This is a genomic window from Idiomarina abyssalis (assembly GCF_900116625.1).
Classification (GTDB): domain Bacteria; phylum Pseudomonadota; class Gammaproteobacteria; order Enterobacterales; family Alteromonadaceae; genus Idiomarina; species Idiomarina abyssalis.
Genome location: NZ_FPBE01000001.1, coordinates 300,802 through 315,061, shown reverse-complemented (window position 1 = coordinate 315,061; position 14,260 = coordinate 300,802). Strand labels below are relative to the sequence as shown.

The 14,260-nt window shown below is 46.2% G+C and carries 16 protein-coding genes; 5 read left to right on the top strand and 11 right to left on the bottom strand.

The window, feature by feature from the left end:
- Positions 1–62: 62 nt before the first annotated feature.
- Positions 63–1,742: an isovaleryl-CoA dehydrogenase gene (locus BM359_RS01565; protein ID WP_054487295.1), complete on the top strand. Its 1,680-nt coding sequence runs from the start codon at positions 63–65 to the stop codon at positions 1,740–1,742.
- Here BM359_RS01565 and BM359_RS01560 read toward each other — a convergent pair.
- The 4 genes from BM359_RS01560 to BM359_RS01545 form a co-directional block, all read right to left on the bottom strand.
- A complete protein-coding gene (locus tag BM359_RS01560) occupies positions 1,693–2,199 on the bottom strand; it encodes a DUF2937 family protein (protein ID WP_054487293.1) in 507 nt (168 codons plus the stop codon). The two genes, BM359_RS01565 and BM359_RS01560, sit on opposite strands and share 50 nt — an antisense overlap.
- Before the next feature lie 78 nt (positions 2,200–2,277).
- Positions 2,278–3,180 (bottom strand): GGDEF domain-containing protein, encoded by a 903-nt coding sequence (locus BM359_RS01555; protein ID WP_054487291.1) that lies wholly within the window; start codon positions 3,178–3,180, stop codon positions 2,278–2,280.
- A gap of 25 nt (positions 3,181–3,205) precedes the next feature.
- The gene (locus BM359_RS01550) at positions 3,206–3,754 is read right to left on the bottom strand and encodes a DUF6436 domain-containing protein (RefSeq protein WP_054488494.1); all 549 of its coding nucleotides are present in this window, start codon (positions 3,752–3,754) and stop codon (positions 3,206–3,208) included.
- Complete coding sequence (locus tag BM359_RS01545; protein ID WP_054487288.1) at positions 3,747–5,234, bottom strand: methyl-accepting chemotaxis protein; 1,488 nt, start codon at positions 5,232–5,234, stop codon at positions 3,747–3,749. Before BM359_RS01545 ends, BM359_RS01550 begins: the two co-directional genes overlap by 8 nt.
- A 185-nt stretch (positions 5,235–5,419) precedes the next feature.
- Between BM359_RS01545 and BM359_RS01540 the strand changes: the two genes are divergently transcribed.
- Complete coding sequence (locus tag BM359_RS01540; RefSeq protein WP_054487287.1) at positions 5,420–6,670, top strand: DEAD/DEAH box helicase; 1,251 nt, start codon at positions 5,420–5,422, stop codon at positions 6,668–6,670.
- A 42-nt stretch (positions 6,671–6,712) separates the two neighbouring features.
- On the opposite strand, the gene BM359_RS01535 is transcribed toward BM359_RS01540, so the two are convergent.
- Both BM359_RS01535 and BM359_RS01530 read right to left on the bottom strand, forming a co-directional pair.
- Positions 6,713–7,624: a M14 family metallopeptidase gene (locus tag BM359_RS01535; protein ID WP_054487285.1), complete on the bottom strand. Its 912-nt coding sequence runs from the start codon at positions 7,622–7,624 to the stop codon at positions 6,713–6,715.
- A 66-nt stretch (positions 7,625–7,690) separates the two neighbouring features.
- Positions 7,691–8,005, bottom strand: coding sequence for a YebG family protein (locus BM359_RS01530; protein ID WP_054487283.1), 315 nt, complete (start codon positions 8,003–8,005; stop codon positions 7,691–7,693).
- A 134-nt stretch (positions 8,006–8,139) separates the two neighbouring features.
- Between BM359_RS01530 and BM359_RS01525 the strand changes: the two genes are divergently transcribed.
- Positions 8,140–9,324, top strand: coding sequence for an MFS transporter (locus tag BM359_RS01525; RefSeq protein ID WP_054487281.1), 1,185 nt, complete (start codon positions 8,140–8,142; stop codon positions 9,322–9,324).
- Here the strand turns inward: BM359_RS01525 and BM359_RS01520 are convergent.
- Positions 9,311–9,970: a flavin reductase family protein gene (locus tag BM359_RS01520; RefSeq protein WP_054487279.1), complete on the bottom strand. Its 660-nt coding sequence runs from the start codon at positions 9,968–9,970 to the stop codon at positions 9,311–9,313. The genes BM359_RS01525 and BM359_RS01520 overlap by 14 nt on opposite strands.
- A gap of 135 nt (positions 9,971–10,105) precedes the next feature.
- On the opposite strand from BM359_RS01520, the gene BM359_RS01515 reads away from it, so the two are divergent.
- A complete protein-coding gene (locus BM359_RS01515) occupies positions 10,106–10,525 on the top strand; it encodes a hypothetical protein (protein WP_054487277.1) in 420 nt (139 codons plus the stop codon).
- Between the two features lie 171 nt (positions 10,526–10,696).
- Here BM359_RS01515 and arfB read toward each other — a convergent pair whose 3' ends face one another.
- The 3 genes from arfB to BM359_RS01495 all read right to left on the bottom strand — a co-directional run bounded on the left by arfB (position 10,697) and on the right by BM359_RS01495 (position 12,803).
- Positions 10,697–11,107 (bottom strand): alternative ribosome rescue aminoacyl-tRNA hydrolase ArfB, encoded by a 411-nt coding sequence (gene arfB / locus BM359_RS01505; protein WP_054487275.1) that lies wholly within the window; start codon positions 11,105–11,107, stop codon positions 10,697–10,699.
- Position 11,108: 1 nt separating this feature from the next.
- Positions 11,109–11,351 carry a hypothetical protein gene (locus BM359_RS01500; protein ID WP_054487273.1) on the bottom strand — a complete coding sequence of 81 codons (243 nt, stop codon included), beginning with the start codon at positions 11,349–11,351 and terminating at the stop codon, positions 11,109–11,111.
- A gap of 69 nt (positions 11,352–11,420) precedes the next feature.
- The gene (locus BM359_RS01495) at positions 11,421–12,803 is read right to left on the bottom strand and encodes a serine hydrolase domain-containing protein (RefSeq protein WP_054487271.1); all 1,383 of its coding nucleotides are present in this window, start codon (positions 12,801–12,803) and stop codon (positions 11,421–11,423) included.
- Positions 12,804–12,940: 137 nt separating this feature from the next.
- Here BM359_RS01495 and BM359_RS01490 point away from each other — a divergent pair, with 137 nt between their 5' ends.
- The gene (locus tag BM359_RS01490) at positions 12,941–13,936 is read left to right on the top strand and encodes a branched-chain amino acid aminotransferase (protein ID WP_054487269.1); all 996 of its coding nucleotides are present in this window, start codon (positions 12,941–12,943) and stop codon (positions 13,934–13,936) included.
- Here BM359_RS01490 and BM359_RS01485 read toward each other — a convergent pair.
- Positions 13,933–14,247, bottom strand: a complete 315-nt coding sequence (locus tag BM359_RS01485) for an antibiotic biosynthesis monooxygenase family protein (RefSeq protein ID WP_054487267.1) — start codon at positions 14,245–14,247, stop codon at positions 13,933–13,935. The two genes, BM359_RS01490 and BM359_RS01485, sit on opposite strands and share 4 nt — an antisense overlap.
- Positions 14,248–14,260: the final 13 nt, after the last annotated feature.

Below are 14,260 nucleotides of genomic sequence, written 5' to 3'. Positions count from 1 at the left end.
CCATTAGTCTATTGACGAATAAAATTTATCTTGCTTCACTCAGAAGTAACAAGGAGTAAGAAATGACAGAGCACTACCCACAAGCCGAACAATTTATGGCTAGCACCCATGAAGTTGAAAACCAGCCTAAACCGTTAGAAAACTATAACCTTTATCTGGCCGATAAAGCTCTGCAGCAAGCTGTAGAGCGCGAAGGTGCCAGTTGGGCTTACTCCGACCTTATTGCTTTTGGCGAGCTGGCAGGTAAAAAGGAAAGCATTGAACTTGGTTTCCAGGCTAACAAGTACCAACCCGAATTACGTACTCATGACCGCTACGGACACCGTATTGATCAGGTAGACTTCCACCCCAGTTATCATCAATTAATGACAACAGCAATTGAGCACGGGCTTCATGCCAGCCCATGGAGTGACCCTAAACCAGGAGCCCATGTCGCTCGCGCGGCTAAATATTACCTTCACACGCAGGTAGAAGCTTCACACGGTTGTCCTATTACCATGACCTTTGCCGCAATTCCGGCACTGAGGCATCAGCCTGGCTTATTCGAAGAGTGGGCCCCAAAAATTACCGCCCGTCAATACGACCCGAGAAACATTCCTCACACAGAAAAAAATGCCGTGACTATTGGTATGGCAATGACCGAAAAACAAGGAGGGTCAGACGTACGGCGTAACACCACGCGAGCTTATCCGTTGACAACAGAAGGCTCCGGCCAGGTATACGAACTGGTTGGTCATAAGTGGTTTGTCTCCGCTCCCATGTGTGATGCCTTTTTAGTGCTGGCACAAACCCGTAGTGGCCTGTCCTGCTTTTTGGTTCCGAGATGGCGCCCTGACGGTTCCAAAAACCCTATCCAACTTCAACAGTTAAAACAGAAAATGGGCAATGCAGCGAACGCTTCAAGTGAAACTGAGCTTCGCGGTGCCTTGGGCTGGATGGTCGGCGAGGAAGGCCGAGGCGTCCGCACCATCATCGAGATGGTCGCAACCACACGTTATGACTGCATGATTGGCTCATCGTCGGGTATGCGTCAGGCAACGGCTCAGGCGATTCATCACGCAAGTAACAGAGAAGCTTTTGGTGCCAGGCTTAGCGAGCAGCCACTGATGCAGAACTTATTAGCTGACCTGGCACTTGAAAGCGAAGCAGCCATGACTTACATGATGCGAGTGGCTCGGGCAATGGATAACCAGGACAACGAACATGAAAAACTGTTGTCGCGCATTGCTACGCCTGTTGGCAAGTACTGGATTTGTAAGCGAACGCCTAATCATGCCTATGAAGCGATGGAGGTCATTGGTGGAAGTGGCGTTATGGAAAACCACATTATGCCAAGACTTTTCCGGGAGTCACCCGTCAACGCTATTTGGGAAGGCAGTGGTAATGTTCAGTGTCTTGATATTCTAAGAGCCATAGAGAAACAGCCTGAAGTTCTCGATGCTTATTTCGCAGAACTGCAACGTGCAAAAGGCGCTGACAAACGACTAGACCAGTTTATGATCAAGCTAAAAGAGGAGTTTAGTAACAGCAAAACCCTACAATATAGCGCTCGCACCATTGCTGATTCTATGGCCGTTGGCCTCCAGGCGGCGTTACTGGTTCAACATGCAACCCCGGAAATGGCGGACGCCTTTTGCGCGGGTCGGCTTGATTTTAATGGCGGGTTTAATTACGGCACACTACCCAGCGGGCTTAACTGCGCTGCGATTGTCGAAAAGGCCTCGCCAGCAGTCGAACAATAAGTTCACCAAATACCGCCAGTATTAACCCCGAAACCAGGCCAAACAAAATAGCGCCGGGGTTCAGTCTTACGGTGTAAGAAAAGTCGTTTCTAACCTCTTGCTGAATATCTTCCACAGGCGTGAAAAACGCCTGTTGGTAGGCTCGCCATGCATTCTGATTAAACTCCTGATGGGCTTTATTCAACTGTTGATAACGTTGAAAAATTGCGTTGATACTCTGGCCACCTTCCTGAAAAACTCTGTCGTCGCTGGCTTGATAATGGGCAATAAGTTCTTCAATGCTACCGTCAAAAAACTTTTCAGCCTCGTCGCGAAATTCATTAAGGCTGCGTTCAGACTCAATTAAATGTGCCTGTAGGCTTTTTCCATACTGATCGACAAAGCCGGGCAACTGTATTCCCGCCAATACACCGATAATCAGTAAAACCATTCGTAGATAGGATATGAAGATTCCCATGGCCTCTCCTTAAAAGTCCTGAAACCACTTTAGAGTAGACCTTGAGTAACAATCAAACTTAATTACGTTTTATTACAGTTAATTGGTAAGCACGACCGCATTTTTACCCTCTTTCTTTGCCTGGTACATAGCCTTGTCGGCCCTCGCCATAATATCTTCTATGGTGTAATGCTCTGAAGGTTTATCACACTGGCACAAGCCAATCGACAAAGTTACCGGAAGTTCAGCATGGTCAATACCACTAACTAATTCACTGCGCATTCGCTGCATCATCTGCTGTGCATCATTAGCAGAAATCATTGGGTGTATGGTCGCAAACTCATCACCGCCAATGCGGGCAACATAGTCGGTATGGCGACTGTGCAGGCGGAGCAGCTGTGCAATTTTCTGCAGAACCTCATCACCAAAATGATGCCCATGCTCATCGTTAACGTCTTTAAAGTCATCCAAATCGATAAAGCTAACCGCGAAGGGCGTTCCATGTTCTGTCAGTTGCTCAATTTCATCCTGTAATTGTGCGGTAAAAGCTCTTCGATTCATAATGCCGGTTAAGTGGTCAGTCAGCGCCTGACGCTTTTCAAATTCCAGTTCCAGACGAATTTTATCTTCAGCTTTCTTTTGCAAAGTGTAGTCGCGTACTATGGCAATACCATACAGCTCACCTTCCAATTCAAGCTGATTAAGCATGATATCAACATGAAAAGTTGAACCGTCTCTGCGAATGGCTGAAAAGATTAACCCGTTTCCCATAGAGCGCCGCCCCGGGTGTTTGAAAAAGGTCGCTAAATGCTGATCATGCCTTTCACGAACCTCTTCGGGAAGTAACTGGTTAAGGTGCAGCTCCAGCATAGAAGACGAGGAATAACGGAACATGGACGCTGCGGCCTGATTAACAGCAATAATTAAGCCCTTTCGATTAATAACAATAGCCCCGTCCGGAATCACTTCCAGAAACTCTATAAAGGTTTGTCTTACTTCCATTACTGGCTCCGCTCTTTGACCATATTTAAACGCTGCAATAGCATCCTTTTGCAACGGTATTAATCCATTCGGGAGCCTTCTCTTCCATTGAAACTAAAGGAATTAATGCTTCCACAAAACTACTTTCAGCTGTACAAAATGCACCATCGGCGTAAGGCCCAAGGTAAATTAATTCTGATGACTCATTAAACATAATAATGGCTGGTGTTGCAGGAACGAACCTTTTTAGTTCACTGAATTGATCTATATCAATGTTGTAGTTTCTGCCACCTGACTCCGTTACTTGCCGCTTTACGCTACTGGTATGTCCGGCACTGCGCCAATTACAGTTACAACTTTCTGAGCTAATATGGAAAACGCTTCCGCTTACTGAAAATCCTTTTTTTACCAGTTCAGTAACCAAAGGTTGGGCTAATTCGCCATTATTGCCCAGCTCAAGTAATTGACTCTTTTCATCAAACCAGACCAAACGTTGCTCCAGTAAGTAACTCAAGCCCCAGAGAACTAATGCAAACCAGGCAAAAATGGTCACAATTAGCCAACGAGTTCGGGCTTTTCCTGATAGTTTAGTCAACAATAAAGCGCCCCACTTCTGAGTCCAGTTGGGTCGAAACTGTTTTTAGTGATGTGGCGTTTTCCTGCCCGTTCACCAACAATTGTGTTTCTGCTTCAGACAACTCTCTCATTGTCTGCGCTGAACGAGAGATATCTTCACTAGCGTTTCTCTGCTCTTCGGTAGCAGCGGCGACTGAAATCACCTTTTGAGCCACATCGTTAATACGTTGAGCAACGGTTTTCATTGAAGAGCCTGACTCCTCTGAATAGGTTACCGCTTCATCAATTTGCTGAACACAAGCATCCATTGAGCTCACCGCTTCAGCTACTTCAGTGAGTATATTCTGACTAATTTGGCTAATTTGTTCAGCATTTTTTCCTGTAGTAGTGGCTAATGATCTCACTTCGTCAGCTACCACGGCAAAACCGCGACCTTCTTCACCCGCTCGGGCGGCCTCAATAGCCGCATTCAGAGCCAGTAAGTTGGTTTGCTTGGTAATATCGTTAATGGCTCCGATAACATCGGATATTTGATGGCACTGCCTGTCCAGGCTTTTCAACTTGTCGTTGGTGGCAAGAACATTGGCTTTTAAGGAGCTTATGGAACCAGCTGCCGTTTCAGCGACATTTGCCGCATTCTCCGAGCGGTCAATTGACTCTTCCGCCGACATTTTGGCTAAATTAGCTTGCTCTGAAATACTGCTAATCGTAACGGCCATTTCCTCAATTGCGCTGGCTATACTGTCAACCTCTTGCGAGCTGTTCTGCCGACTCTTGATAAGCTCTTCGCTCTCCTTAGACAACGCACCCGACACATCCTGAATTCGCTTTGATAAACCACGGGTACTTTGAATATTCTTACGGAATTGAGTCAGTAAGTTTTTAAAGGCAGTAACTTCATCTGTTGTACCGCTGACATCGACCATCAGATTTAATTTATCCGACTGCTTAACGATATCGGCAATGCTGTTACGTAATGTCTGTGCACTAACCGCTTCGGTATCGCTTTGTTTGGCTATAACACAAAGTACAGCCCCCTCAGCTACAGCAAAGCCTGCATGAATAGCGAGAATACCTAAGGTCACGTAACCCTCAGCAAAGATATAAACGTCGGCACCGTTGGACTGCAGCACAAAAAATAAAATGTGATGTACGGCAACCACCCCGACACTGGTCACCACAATCATCCAGTCCCGGTAATAAATAAGAAATGCCATTACCACAAAAATTTCAAAGTGCATTTCAACCAGACCCATGGTCTGATCGATATGAACCGCCGTAATTAATTGAATCGCGGCGGCTATAACATGCCTTGTCAGTTTACTTTGGCCTGAGGCTCTAATAAGAAGCAAAGGTAAAGAAACAATAAGCAATGACAGGACGACAGGAACAAACCAGTCGCCAGTAAGAAAAGCAATAACAAAGGTGATCAGTAACTGAACAAGTAGAACACCAGTGAAAACTCGGTTAGCGGAGTCGACCCAGGGGCGGTACAACATAAAAATTCCTCTAAACACCCTAAACTCAGGGTAAAGCGGCGCGAATAATGCGCTCACTTTTTCATCAAAGCAAGAAAAAGTTACCTTAATACGCCTGTTTCTAAATAAAGGTTTACTGTCGTCTGTGATACAATGCCAAAAAGCCACATAAGTGTGGTGTCGACTATTATAACTCGCGGAGCTTCATGTCCACAGAACAAAGCCAAACCTCATTCCAGTCATTGGGATTGAGCGACAATATACTACGTGCCGTTACTGAATGCGGTTATACCACCCCCACTCCAATTCAACAGCAAGCCATTCCGACAGTCATGGCCGGCCACGACTTGTTAGCAGCTGCGCAAACAGGTACCGGCAAAACAGCAGGTTTTACACTTCCTTTGTTGCACAAGTTGTCACAAACGAAAACCGACGGTAAGCCTGTTATTAAGGCGTTAATTTTGACACCAACCAGAGAGTTGGCGGCACAGGTTGAAGACAACCTCAACACCTACGCTAAATATACCGGTCTTAAGTCTTTAGTGATTTTTGGTGGTGTAGGTATTAACCCACAAATTAACGCATTGCGACGCGGTGTCGACATTCTTGTCGCCACGCCAGGTCGTTTGTTGGATCACAGTCGTCAGGGAACGGTAGATTTAAGTAAAATTGATGTATTGATTCTGGATGAAGCTGACCGGATGCTGGACATGGGCTTTATTCATGACATTAAAAAAGTCATGAAACTCATTCCGGAAAAACGTCAGACGCTGTTGTTTTCTGCAACCTTTTCAAGTGAGATAAAAGCTCTGGCTCAACAGTTTATGCAACAGCCAAAGTTAGTTGAAGTTGCCAGGCAAAATGCGGCAGCAGATACCATTCAGCAGCGCGTTTACCCTGTTGATAAGAAGCGTAAAAGAGAGCTCATCAGTTACCTGATAGGAAGTCGTAACTGGCGACAGGTTCTTGTGTTTACACGAACTAAGCACGGGGCTAACCGACTGGCAACACAGTTAACGGATGATGGTCTGCCTGCAATGGCTATTCACGGAAATAAAAGCCAGGGCGCAAGAACCAAAGCCTTAGCGCAATTTAAAGCCGGAAAATTACGAGTATTAGTTGCAACCGATATTGCTGCACGTGGTATTGATATTGACGAACTGCCGCACGTGATTAACTTTGAACTACCTCAGGTAGCTGAAGATTACGTACACCGTATTGGCCGTACAGGCCGAGCCGGAAGTGAAGGTGAAGCAGCGTCACTGGTCTGTGTGGACGAGCATAAATTGCTACGTGACATAGAAAAGCTGACTAAAAATGAAATACCAAAAGAACTGATTCCAGGCTTTGAGCCAGACCCGAATATAAAGCCGGAACCCATTCAAAAGCCACGAACCGGAAGGCCTCAAAACTCACGCCGTGCACCTCGCCAAAAGCGGCCAGACACACGACGTTAATTTACTAACCAGGTTTACCGACCAAGTAACGGGGGTTGGGCTTTACTTTAAAAAGTCCAGGCCTCCGGTGACCGCAGCAACCTGAGCTTCTATACATTGCTCCGGGGTTGCTTTCGGGCTGTCCGGATAAACCTCTGTTGTAGTAGCATACTCAGCCTTACTAAAGCTAATACATAAGCCCATTTTTGCTGTTGGCAATAAAATAAGACCACGCTGGGCAATATCTTCACCTATTAGCTTATTCTCTTCGTCAGCATCGGCAATGTGCGTAACTTTTTCTACCGAATCCAGTACCGCCTTTTGAAAATCAGGGTAAGGCTTTTCAGAGTTTCCAACTAAATAGAAGCCGTCAGGAATATTCCAGTTGGTGTTCACCTTTCCGTCCATTGCCGCCTTTGCGGGACGAAACTCGCTGTTATCGGTATCGGTTGTTTCGTGCAAATCAATGTGGGCCAGAATATCCACACCTAAGCCTGCAATGTAATTCATAATGTTTGCACATTCACCGGCAGGCGAATCGGCTACAAACGAGCGGTTAGGATCAATAGCCGCAGGATTCCAACGGTTAATGGTTTCATAGCCCCATGGGCTCAGACAGGGTGCAACCACCACATTAAAGTCTGTTTGATACTCATTGGCTTTAGTCTCTATAAACCGCAGTGCTCCGTGAACACCACTGGTTTCATAACCATGCACACCGCCAGTAACTAAAACCGTTGGTTTGCCCGCATCCCAGTTTTTAGTTCTGACCACAAACAAAGGATAAGTATCGCTTTCGTACGCAAGTTCACCATATTGCTCTACGTCGAAGTTCGCTTTAAAAGTCTCTATTTTGCTGACAACATCATCAAAGTACGAACGCTTTTTGTTTTGCTCAGCTAGCCATTGCGCTTTTTCTTCAACGCCCCAAGGGGTACCCGGTGTTCCAATATGGTAAATCGTTTCTTGCGTCATAGTTCGATCCTATTCATTAAAACCAGGTCACTATAGTATCAAAATATTTAACTCGTATCGTGCCCACTAAGCCGCTTTCGACGACGCTTTATCGTTTGATTTAGATGACTCAACTTTTTCCGCAGATACTTTCTCGGTTTTTGGTTTCTTTGGTTTTTTGGCACCTAACGCTATGAGAACATTCTCTCGTTCTTTCGCCAAAAACAGCGCCATATCTTCGAGCTGCTGTTCATCGGTGAAGAGCTCGCTGTCTTTAATGAGAGGGTTCAGGGCCTCAGCCATGTCCAAAATTTTATCGTGCGCATCGGCTTCAGCTTTTGAAGTGAATGTCATTTTCTCGGCTCCGTCGCGAATAACTACATACTGGGTTACTACAGCCATGGTATGGTCCTTTGCTGATGTGTAAATATACTGTTTATTTGTACAGTAAAGTCATAGAGATTGCAATAGCTGCTGCATTCGATAAACTGCGCAATCCTAACCGACTCAACTAATACAGGAAGCAAACCTGATTCATGACTCAGTTCTCTAAAGCACAGGTTCAACTGGCCATTTTTGCCATGGCAGTTGGCAGTTTTGCTATTGGCATTGGTGAGTTCGTCATTATGGGATTGCTACCTGACGTTGCTGCTGACTTCAACACTGACACCAGACAAACCGGCCATTTGATCAGTCTTTATGCGCTGGGAGTGGTTATCGGCGCACCGCTCATTACGATTTTATTCGCGCGTTTTCCGCGCAAGCCCATGTTACTGGTATTGTTGCTTGCTTTCGCACTCGGTAACTTTGCCAGTGCATCAGCAGAAAGCTATCCCCTGCTTCAGGTTTTGCGGTTCCTAACCGGTTTACCTCATGGTGCCTATTTTGGTATTGCATGTCTTGTCGCCGCCGACATGGTTCGTAAAAATCAACGAGGTATGGCTGTCACCATGGTAATGATGGGGCTGACTGTAGCAATTTTAGTCGGTAACCCCTTAGCAACCTGGCTTGGGCAACTTATCGACTGGCGCACGGTTTACCATACAGTCGGCGCTTTAGGACTTCTAGCTCTGGTCATGATTTTATTTGTCGTGCCAACACACCCTAATGAGAAAAGAACCTCGGCAAGGGGAGAAATGAAGGCTCTGCAGAACCTTCAAGTCTGGCTTACGCTAGCCATAGGCGCCATAGGTTTCGGCGGTATGTTTGCGGTATTAAGTTATATAGCACCAACCCTAATAAACGCCACGGGTCTTGCTCCGCACTGGATCCCTGTTGCTTTATTAATATACGGAATAGGCTCTTTGGCAGGTAGCTTAGTCGGAGGCTGGGCGGCCGACCGCAATTTGAAACTGACTATTGGTGGCTCTTTGTTGTGGTCAGCAATTGTACTGGCGATTTTCCCGTTAACATTGCAAAGCCTCTGGACCGTCATGCCAATGGTGTTATTACTGGGTAGCGCAGCGGCTCTGGTTCCGGCACTTCAGGTACGTTTGATGGACGTTGCAGGTGAAGCACAGACTCTGGCGGCGTCATTGAACCATTCAGCTTTCAACGCCGCAAATGCCTTAGGGGCCTGGCTGGGCGGGCTGGCCATTATTTCCCCTCTCAGTTGGCAAGGCACAGGCTGGGTCGGCTGTGCACTGTCTATTGTCGGTTTACTGCTGTTTTGGATAACCAAGAAGCACAGCCGTAAAGTACCTGATATTATGAGTCTTTAGAGCGCCCCTCGACATCCAGTTCTTCTAGTTTCTTATCGGGCTTGGCATAAGATAAACGCGCCGCCCGTTGAGTACTGTGATAACCATCCAGACCCGAAATGGCCATGGTCCCTAAAGATTCAATATCAATATAACCGTCACTTTTCACCGCCTTTTCCTTAACTTCGACCCACCGAATTTCACCTACGATTAATGCCGTGTCGTTATGCTGTATAGGGATAACCTCCACCAGTTGCATGCCAATTCGCAAGGCACTTTCAGCAACATGTGGGGCATGAAAACCGTCTTCAAATTCTGGTGTAAGACCACAGGCTTCAAACTCTGAAACTTCCCGGTCGTACCGTGCTGATGTCTGGTGAGCTTTCTGGAAAAACTCTTCACTCACCTGATTAATGGTGTAAACACCACTCTCTTCAATATTTTCCCAGGTGTGGCGGGTGGCCGATTTAGGGCGCATAACAAAGCCAAGCAACGGAGGATTACTTCCTAAGTGCACCACGGAGCTTATCATTGCTAAGTTATTCTGTTGATGCCTGTCACGGGTGCCTACCACATTCGCACTTTTAAACCCGGACAAACAATTAACAAAACGCGCTCTCTCTGTATCGTCCATGTTTGCAAGATCTTGCTGCTTGTAAGTTTTCATTGAAGCTCCAGGTTTATTGTTTTGTAAGTTACTTATACGCATTATTTTTTAATTACGATCGTTTACAAATAACTTATTGCGAACTATTATCATTTGCGTTAGCTTATTTAACTAAAGCCGAGCAAAGGATGCAAAATGACAAACACCTATAAAGACTATTTTAATAGTCAGGAACAGTTAAAGACTGCAAGTTCACTCCTCAACAGCAAAGACTATGAGTCTGCGGCTGCTTACCTTAAACGGGCACGCGAGTCAGCAAAACAGGTATTTAACGAGCCAGTACTTGCCGCTAACGCAGTTCAAAGCTACACAACAAGCTCCATTTTATTAATAGCGACTTATATTCGGCGTCATCAGCAAATGCCAGCATACGAATTTCAACAGGACAGTACCAAACAACTCACCCAATGGTTAAATAACACCAACTCAAAATCATTAGCTGACCTTTGCCACTACTGTCATCAATTGCTTATTACTGGCTGTCAGCATTCTCGTTGTCTTGGGCACTGTTTACAGCAACTTGAGGAGCACGGTTATGCACAGGAACAAACCTAATCGCTTACAAGTTTCAGTGAGTAAAGAACAACTTAAGAAATTATTACTGGAAAAAAAATTAGTCGCCAGCGACATCCGCTGCTGCGATTACTGCAGTCAATGCGAACTCAAGCAGCTCATACTTGAGTGTGCCCGAATAAATTGCTCAGGTTCGTTGCAAAAGTTTGGAAATTAAAATTCTTTTTTCCGAAGCGCTTTTTTATAACCTTGCTGCTTTTTACTCGTCAGCCGCCTTTCTTTGGCAGAGCGACTGGGCTTTGTGGGAATACGCTTCTTTTGAACCTGTGCAACGCTGCGAATTAATTCAATCAACTGCTCCAGCGCCAGCTCTCGGTTACGCGCCTGGCTCCGTGTCTCCTGACACTTAATTATGACCTTGCCACTTTGGGTAATGCGATGGTCTGACTTTTTTAGCAAGCGCTGCTTGTAGAAGTCCGGTAACGAAGAGGCCTGAATATCAAAAATGAGTTGAGCCGCAGTAGCGACTTTATTGACGTTCTGGCCTCCCGCACCGCTAGAGCGGATGAACTGCCACTCTATTTCGTGCTCTGCAAATTCAATGCGCTGTGAAACTCTGATCATTTTACTTTGCGGGTTCTATGAAGTTATCAATACCTTCCTCTTTTAGAGCGTCCAACGCTTCTACCAAGGCATCATTATCCTTTTCAAATTCATCTTCCCAAAGCGTCGAGTTGTTATTCTCATCGACAATCTCCAAAATCCAGCCACTGTCTTCAGTGCGGTAAATATCAATTTCTACGGTTTTACCGTCAACGCTGTAATTTTGTGTGTGTTCGCTTTGAATGACTTGCTGTTCTTCGCTCATAAGTAAGCTCTCTGTCCGTCAGGCTGGGGGAAGCAGTCTATCATTATTCAGCTTCCCCCGAAGGAGTTTTTATAGTGCTTTCAGTACATCTCGTACAAAGTCATGCTCGTTAAACCCTGGCTCTCCGGCAATATCATAACCACGACGAACAACCACTAAATTCTCTGACGGAATAACCACCAAAAATTGCCCCCGGTTTCCTCGCGCCGCAATAGTGTCATCGGGTAATTCAGGGAAACGTTCGTTATAAAGCCACCATTGCGCTCCGTATCCAGGAGAGTTCTCCGGCGGCTGAGCCGGTGCCGGCATACTGATATATTCAAGCCAGCCTTCGGGTAAAATTTGCTCGCCCTGCCATTGACCCTGTTGCAAATGCAAAACACCCAGACGAGCTAAATCACGAGACGTGGTCCACACCTGCGACGATAAAATAAAATCGCCACGCCAGTCGGTTTCGGCAAAGGTATGATTCATTCCTACTTTTTCCAGCAGTGCCTTATACGGAAACTTCAGATACTCTTCTGTGCTGTCAAAGCGCTCATGCAGGGCTCTTAAAGCCAACATAGTGTCATTATTCGCGTACTTCCAGCGACTGCCCGGAGCCACTTCAAGTGCCGTTTCAGTGGCAGTATCACTGACTAACCCTCCCCCCATATAAACGCGGTCGGTGCGGTTGCCCGCTTTATTGCTGTCCAGACCGGACGCCATATGCAATAAGTTTTCCAGTGTAATATGCCGGCGGGGATCAAGCGGGTGCGACCAATTTGAAATACCGGCAGCTTCATCTGGCTTTATCTTGTCTTGCTGAACTGCCGCTCCGATAACACTGGCACCAATACTTTTTGCAACTGACCAGGTGCGCTGCGCGGTTTCAGGTGTAAAACCCTCGATATAACGTTCTGCAATAATTTCATCAGGCGTCGCAATTAAAACAGCAGAAGTGCGAGCCCCAGAGCCGTACTTTTTGGTAAATGCCTGTTGCAGAACTGACTCTAATTGAGCATTACTACTGACTGAATTAACCTCAGCCTTTTGCTTCCAGGGCTGGCCGTTGTCTTTTCCGGCCTTCTTATGACCACTGAAAGGATCAGCAACAAATTTTACGTCATCAACACTTGCGCCAACCGGCAAATCGACACAACCGAGCTTCGGTCGCCAGACAGATATCCGCTCGCGGTTACCGTTATCATACGGCACTCGTACCCAGTGGTTTTGTTTATCAACTCTGGGCTCCATTTGTGCCACGCGATCAGCAATTAACGAATAAATGCCACTTAACTCATGCTCTCGAATTTGCTCCATAGACTTATCGCCATTAAAGATCGCACTGCAAGTAAAGCCTGCGGTATACCCGGCAGCATAGGCACTTAATGTCGTGTCTGTTTCCTCTGCCTGTGTCACCGCTGTGGCCAATAACCCACTAGCTAAAGTTATTTTTAGTGTTTTATTCATTAATTGCTCACCTGTTTCTACGTATAGATACTTCAATGTACGAGCATGCCTAACAAGAAGCAAACCGGCAGAGTCATCCAAATGTTAAAAATTATGGTATATTACGGCGCAACTATTTACCCAAGCAGGATAACTTTATGGCAGCTTTTGGCACTGTATTTATGCCGCAAATGACTTTGGCAACTTTCGAAAACTCAAACTGGAGTTCGCCTGAGCTAGTCTCCTCTGACAGCATACAATTACACCCCGGTGCTCATGTTCTGCACTATGCGAGCACCTGTTTTGAGGGGTTAAAAGCGTTTCGCCATGAAAATGGTTCAATAAACCTCTTTAGAATGGATCGCAACATAGAGCGTATGCAACAAAGCAGCCAGTTGCTTTCCTTACCGGCTTTTGATGCAAGCTTCCTGCAGAAAATGATTACCGATGTGGTTAAACATTTTCACAACGACGTGCCCAAACCGCCTGGCTCAATGTATATACGCCCTACTCATATAGGCACCGAAGCAGCCATTGGTAAAGCGGCCTCCCCGACCAGCTCATCCATGCTCTATGTGCTCCTTTCACCTGTTGGTGACTATTTTGCCAGCGGCGACCAAACCCTGCGTTTACTGCTTGAAGAAGATGGTTCGCGTTGCGCTGCCCATATGGGAATGGTGAAAAGTGGCGGTAACTACGCCAGTGCATTGCAGCCAATTTTGCAAGCACGTGCTTCTGTAAACGCCGATCAGGTTCTGTTTTGCCCCAATGGCGACGTACAGGAAACCGGAGCAGCTAATTTCTTATTAATTGACGGCAACGAAATTATCACCAAGGCACTGGACAGCAGTTTCTTACACGGTGTCACCCGAGACTCCATTCTGACTATTGCCCGCGATATGGGCATGACGGTTTCGGAGCGCGAGTTGAGCGTCGATGAATTACTTGAACGTGCGGCCAAACCGGAAAGCGAAGCTGCTCTATCCGGAACAGCAGCGGTACTGGCGCCTGTTGGAACTTTAATTCATAAAGGAAAAGAAATTCCGGTCGGCGATGCAAGCCCAGGAAAGACGACACTGAAGCTGCGCAAAGCGCTGAACGACATTCAATGGGGTAAAGCTGAAGACAAACATGGTTGGTTAACGCAAATCTAATTTTTAGCTGGCATCACAACCCATTCAGGATCTTCAAACTCGCCTAATGGCGTTATTTCACAAAACGGCGCGGCGCTACGAATAATTTCTGCAACCTTTTGGTTATGCTGACCTTCCATAGCGTCTCGCTGCTCTTTACTGTCCCACGATGCTATTGCAATTAGGGTCTTATCATCACCAATTTTGCGATGTAACTCTGTGCCTCGGGCGCCCGGAGCCTGTTGAATAATTTCACTAGCCCGAACCCAGGCGTCTGCATATTCTTCTGCCGTATGACCTTCCTTAATACGAACTTGAAAAATATATTTCATATATCTCCTTTAA

Excerpts from the sequence above, each read along its gene's own strand:
- BM359_RS01565 (WP_054487295.1), top strand. The coding sequence starts at position 63 with ATGACAGAGCACTACCCACAAGCCGAACAATTTATGGCTAGCACCCAT.
- BM359_RS01560 (WP_054487293.1), bottom strand. The coding sequence starts at position 2,199 with ATGGGAATCTTCATATCCTATCTACGAATGGTTTTACTGATTATCGGT.
- BM359_RS01555 (WP_054487291.1), bottom strand. The coding sequence starts at position 3,180 with ATGGAAGTAAGACAAACCTTTATAGAGTTTCTGGAAGTGATTCCGGAC.
- BM359_RS01545 (WP_054487288.1), bottom strand. The coding sequence starts at position 5,234 with ATGTTGTACCGCCCCTGGGTCGACTCCGCTAACCGAGTTTTCACTGGT.
- BM359_RS01540 (WP_054487287.1), top strand. The coding sequence starts at position 5,420 with ATGTCCACAGAACAAAGCCAAACCTCATTCCAGTCATTGGGATTGAGC.
- BM359_RS01535 (WP_054487285.1), bottom strand. The coding sequence starts at position 7,624 with ATGACGCAAGAAACGATTTACCATATTGGAACACCGGGTACCCCTTGG.
- BM359_RS01530 (WP_054487283.1), bottom strand. The coding sequence starts at position 8,005 with ATGGCTGTAGTAACCCAGTATGTAGTTATTCGCGACGGAGCCGAGAAA.
- BM359_RS01525 (WP_054487281.1), top strand. The coding sequence starts at position 8,140 with ATGACTCAGTTCTCTAAAGCACAGGTTCAACTGGCCATTTTTGCCATG.
- BM359_RS01520 (WP_054487279.1), bottom strand. The coding sequence starts at position 9,970 with ATGAAAACTTACAAGCAGCAAGATCTTGCAAACATGGACGATACAGAG.
- BM359_RS01515 (WP_054487277.1), top strand. The coding sequence starts at position 10,106 with ATGACAAACACCTATAAAGACTATTTTAATAGTCAGGAACAGTTAAAG.
- arfB (WP_054487275.1), bottom strand. The coding sequence starts at position 11,107 with ATGATCAGAGTTTCACAGCGCATTGAATTTGCAGAGCACGAAATAGAG.
- BM359_RS01500 (WP_054487273.1), bottom strand. The coding sequence starts at position 11,351 with ATGAGCGAAGAACAGCAAGTCATTCAAAGCGAACACACACAAAATTAC.
- BM359_RS01495 (WP_054487271.1), bottom strand. The coding sequence starts at position 12,803 with ATGAATAAAACACTAAAAATAACTTTAGCTAGTGGGTTATTGGCCACA.
- BM359_RS01490 (WP_054487269.1), top strand. The coding sequence starts at position 12,941 with ATGGCAGCTTTTGGCACTGTATTTATGCCGCAAATGACTTTGGCAACT.
- BM359_RS01485 (WP_054487267.1), bottom strand. The coding sequence starts at position 14,247 with ATGAAATATATTTTTCAAGTTCGTATTAAGGAAGGTCATACGGCAGAA.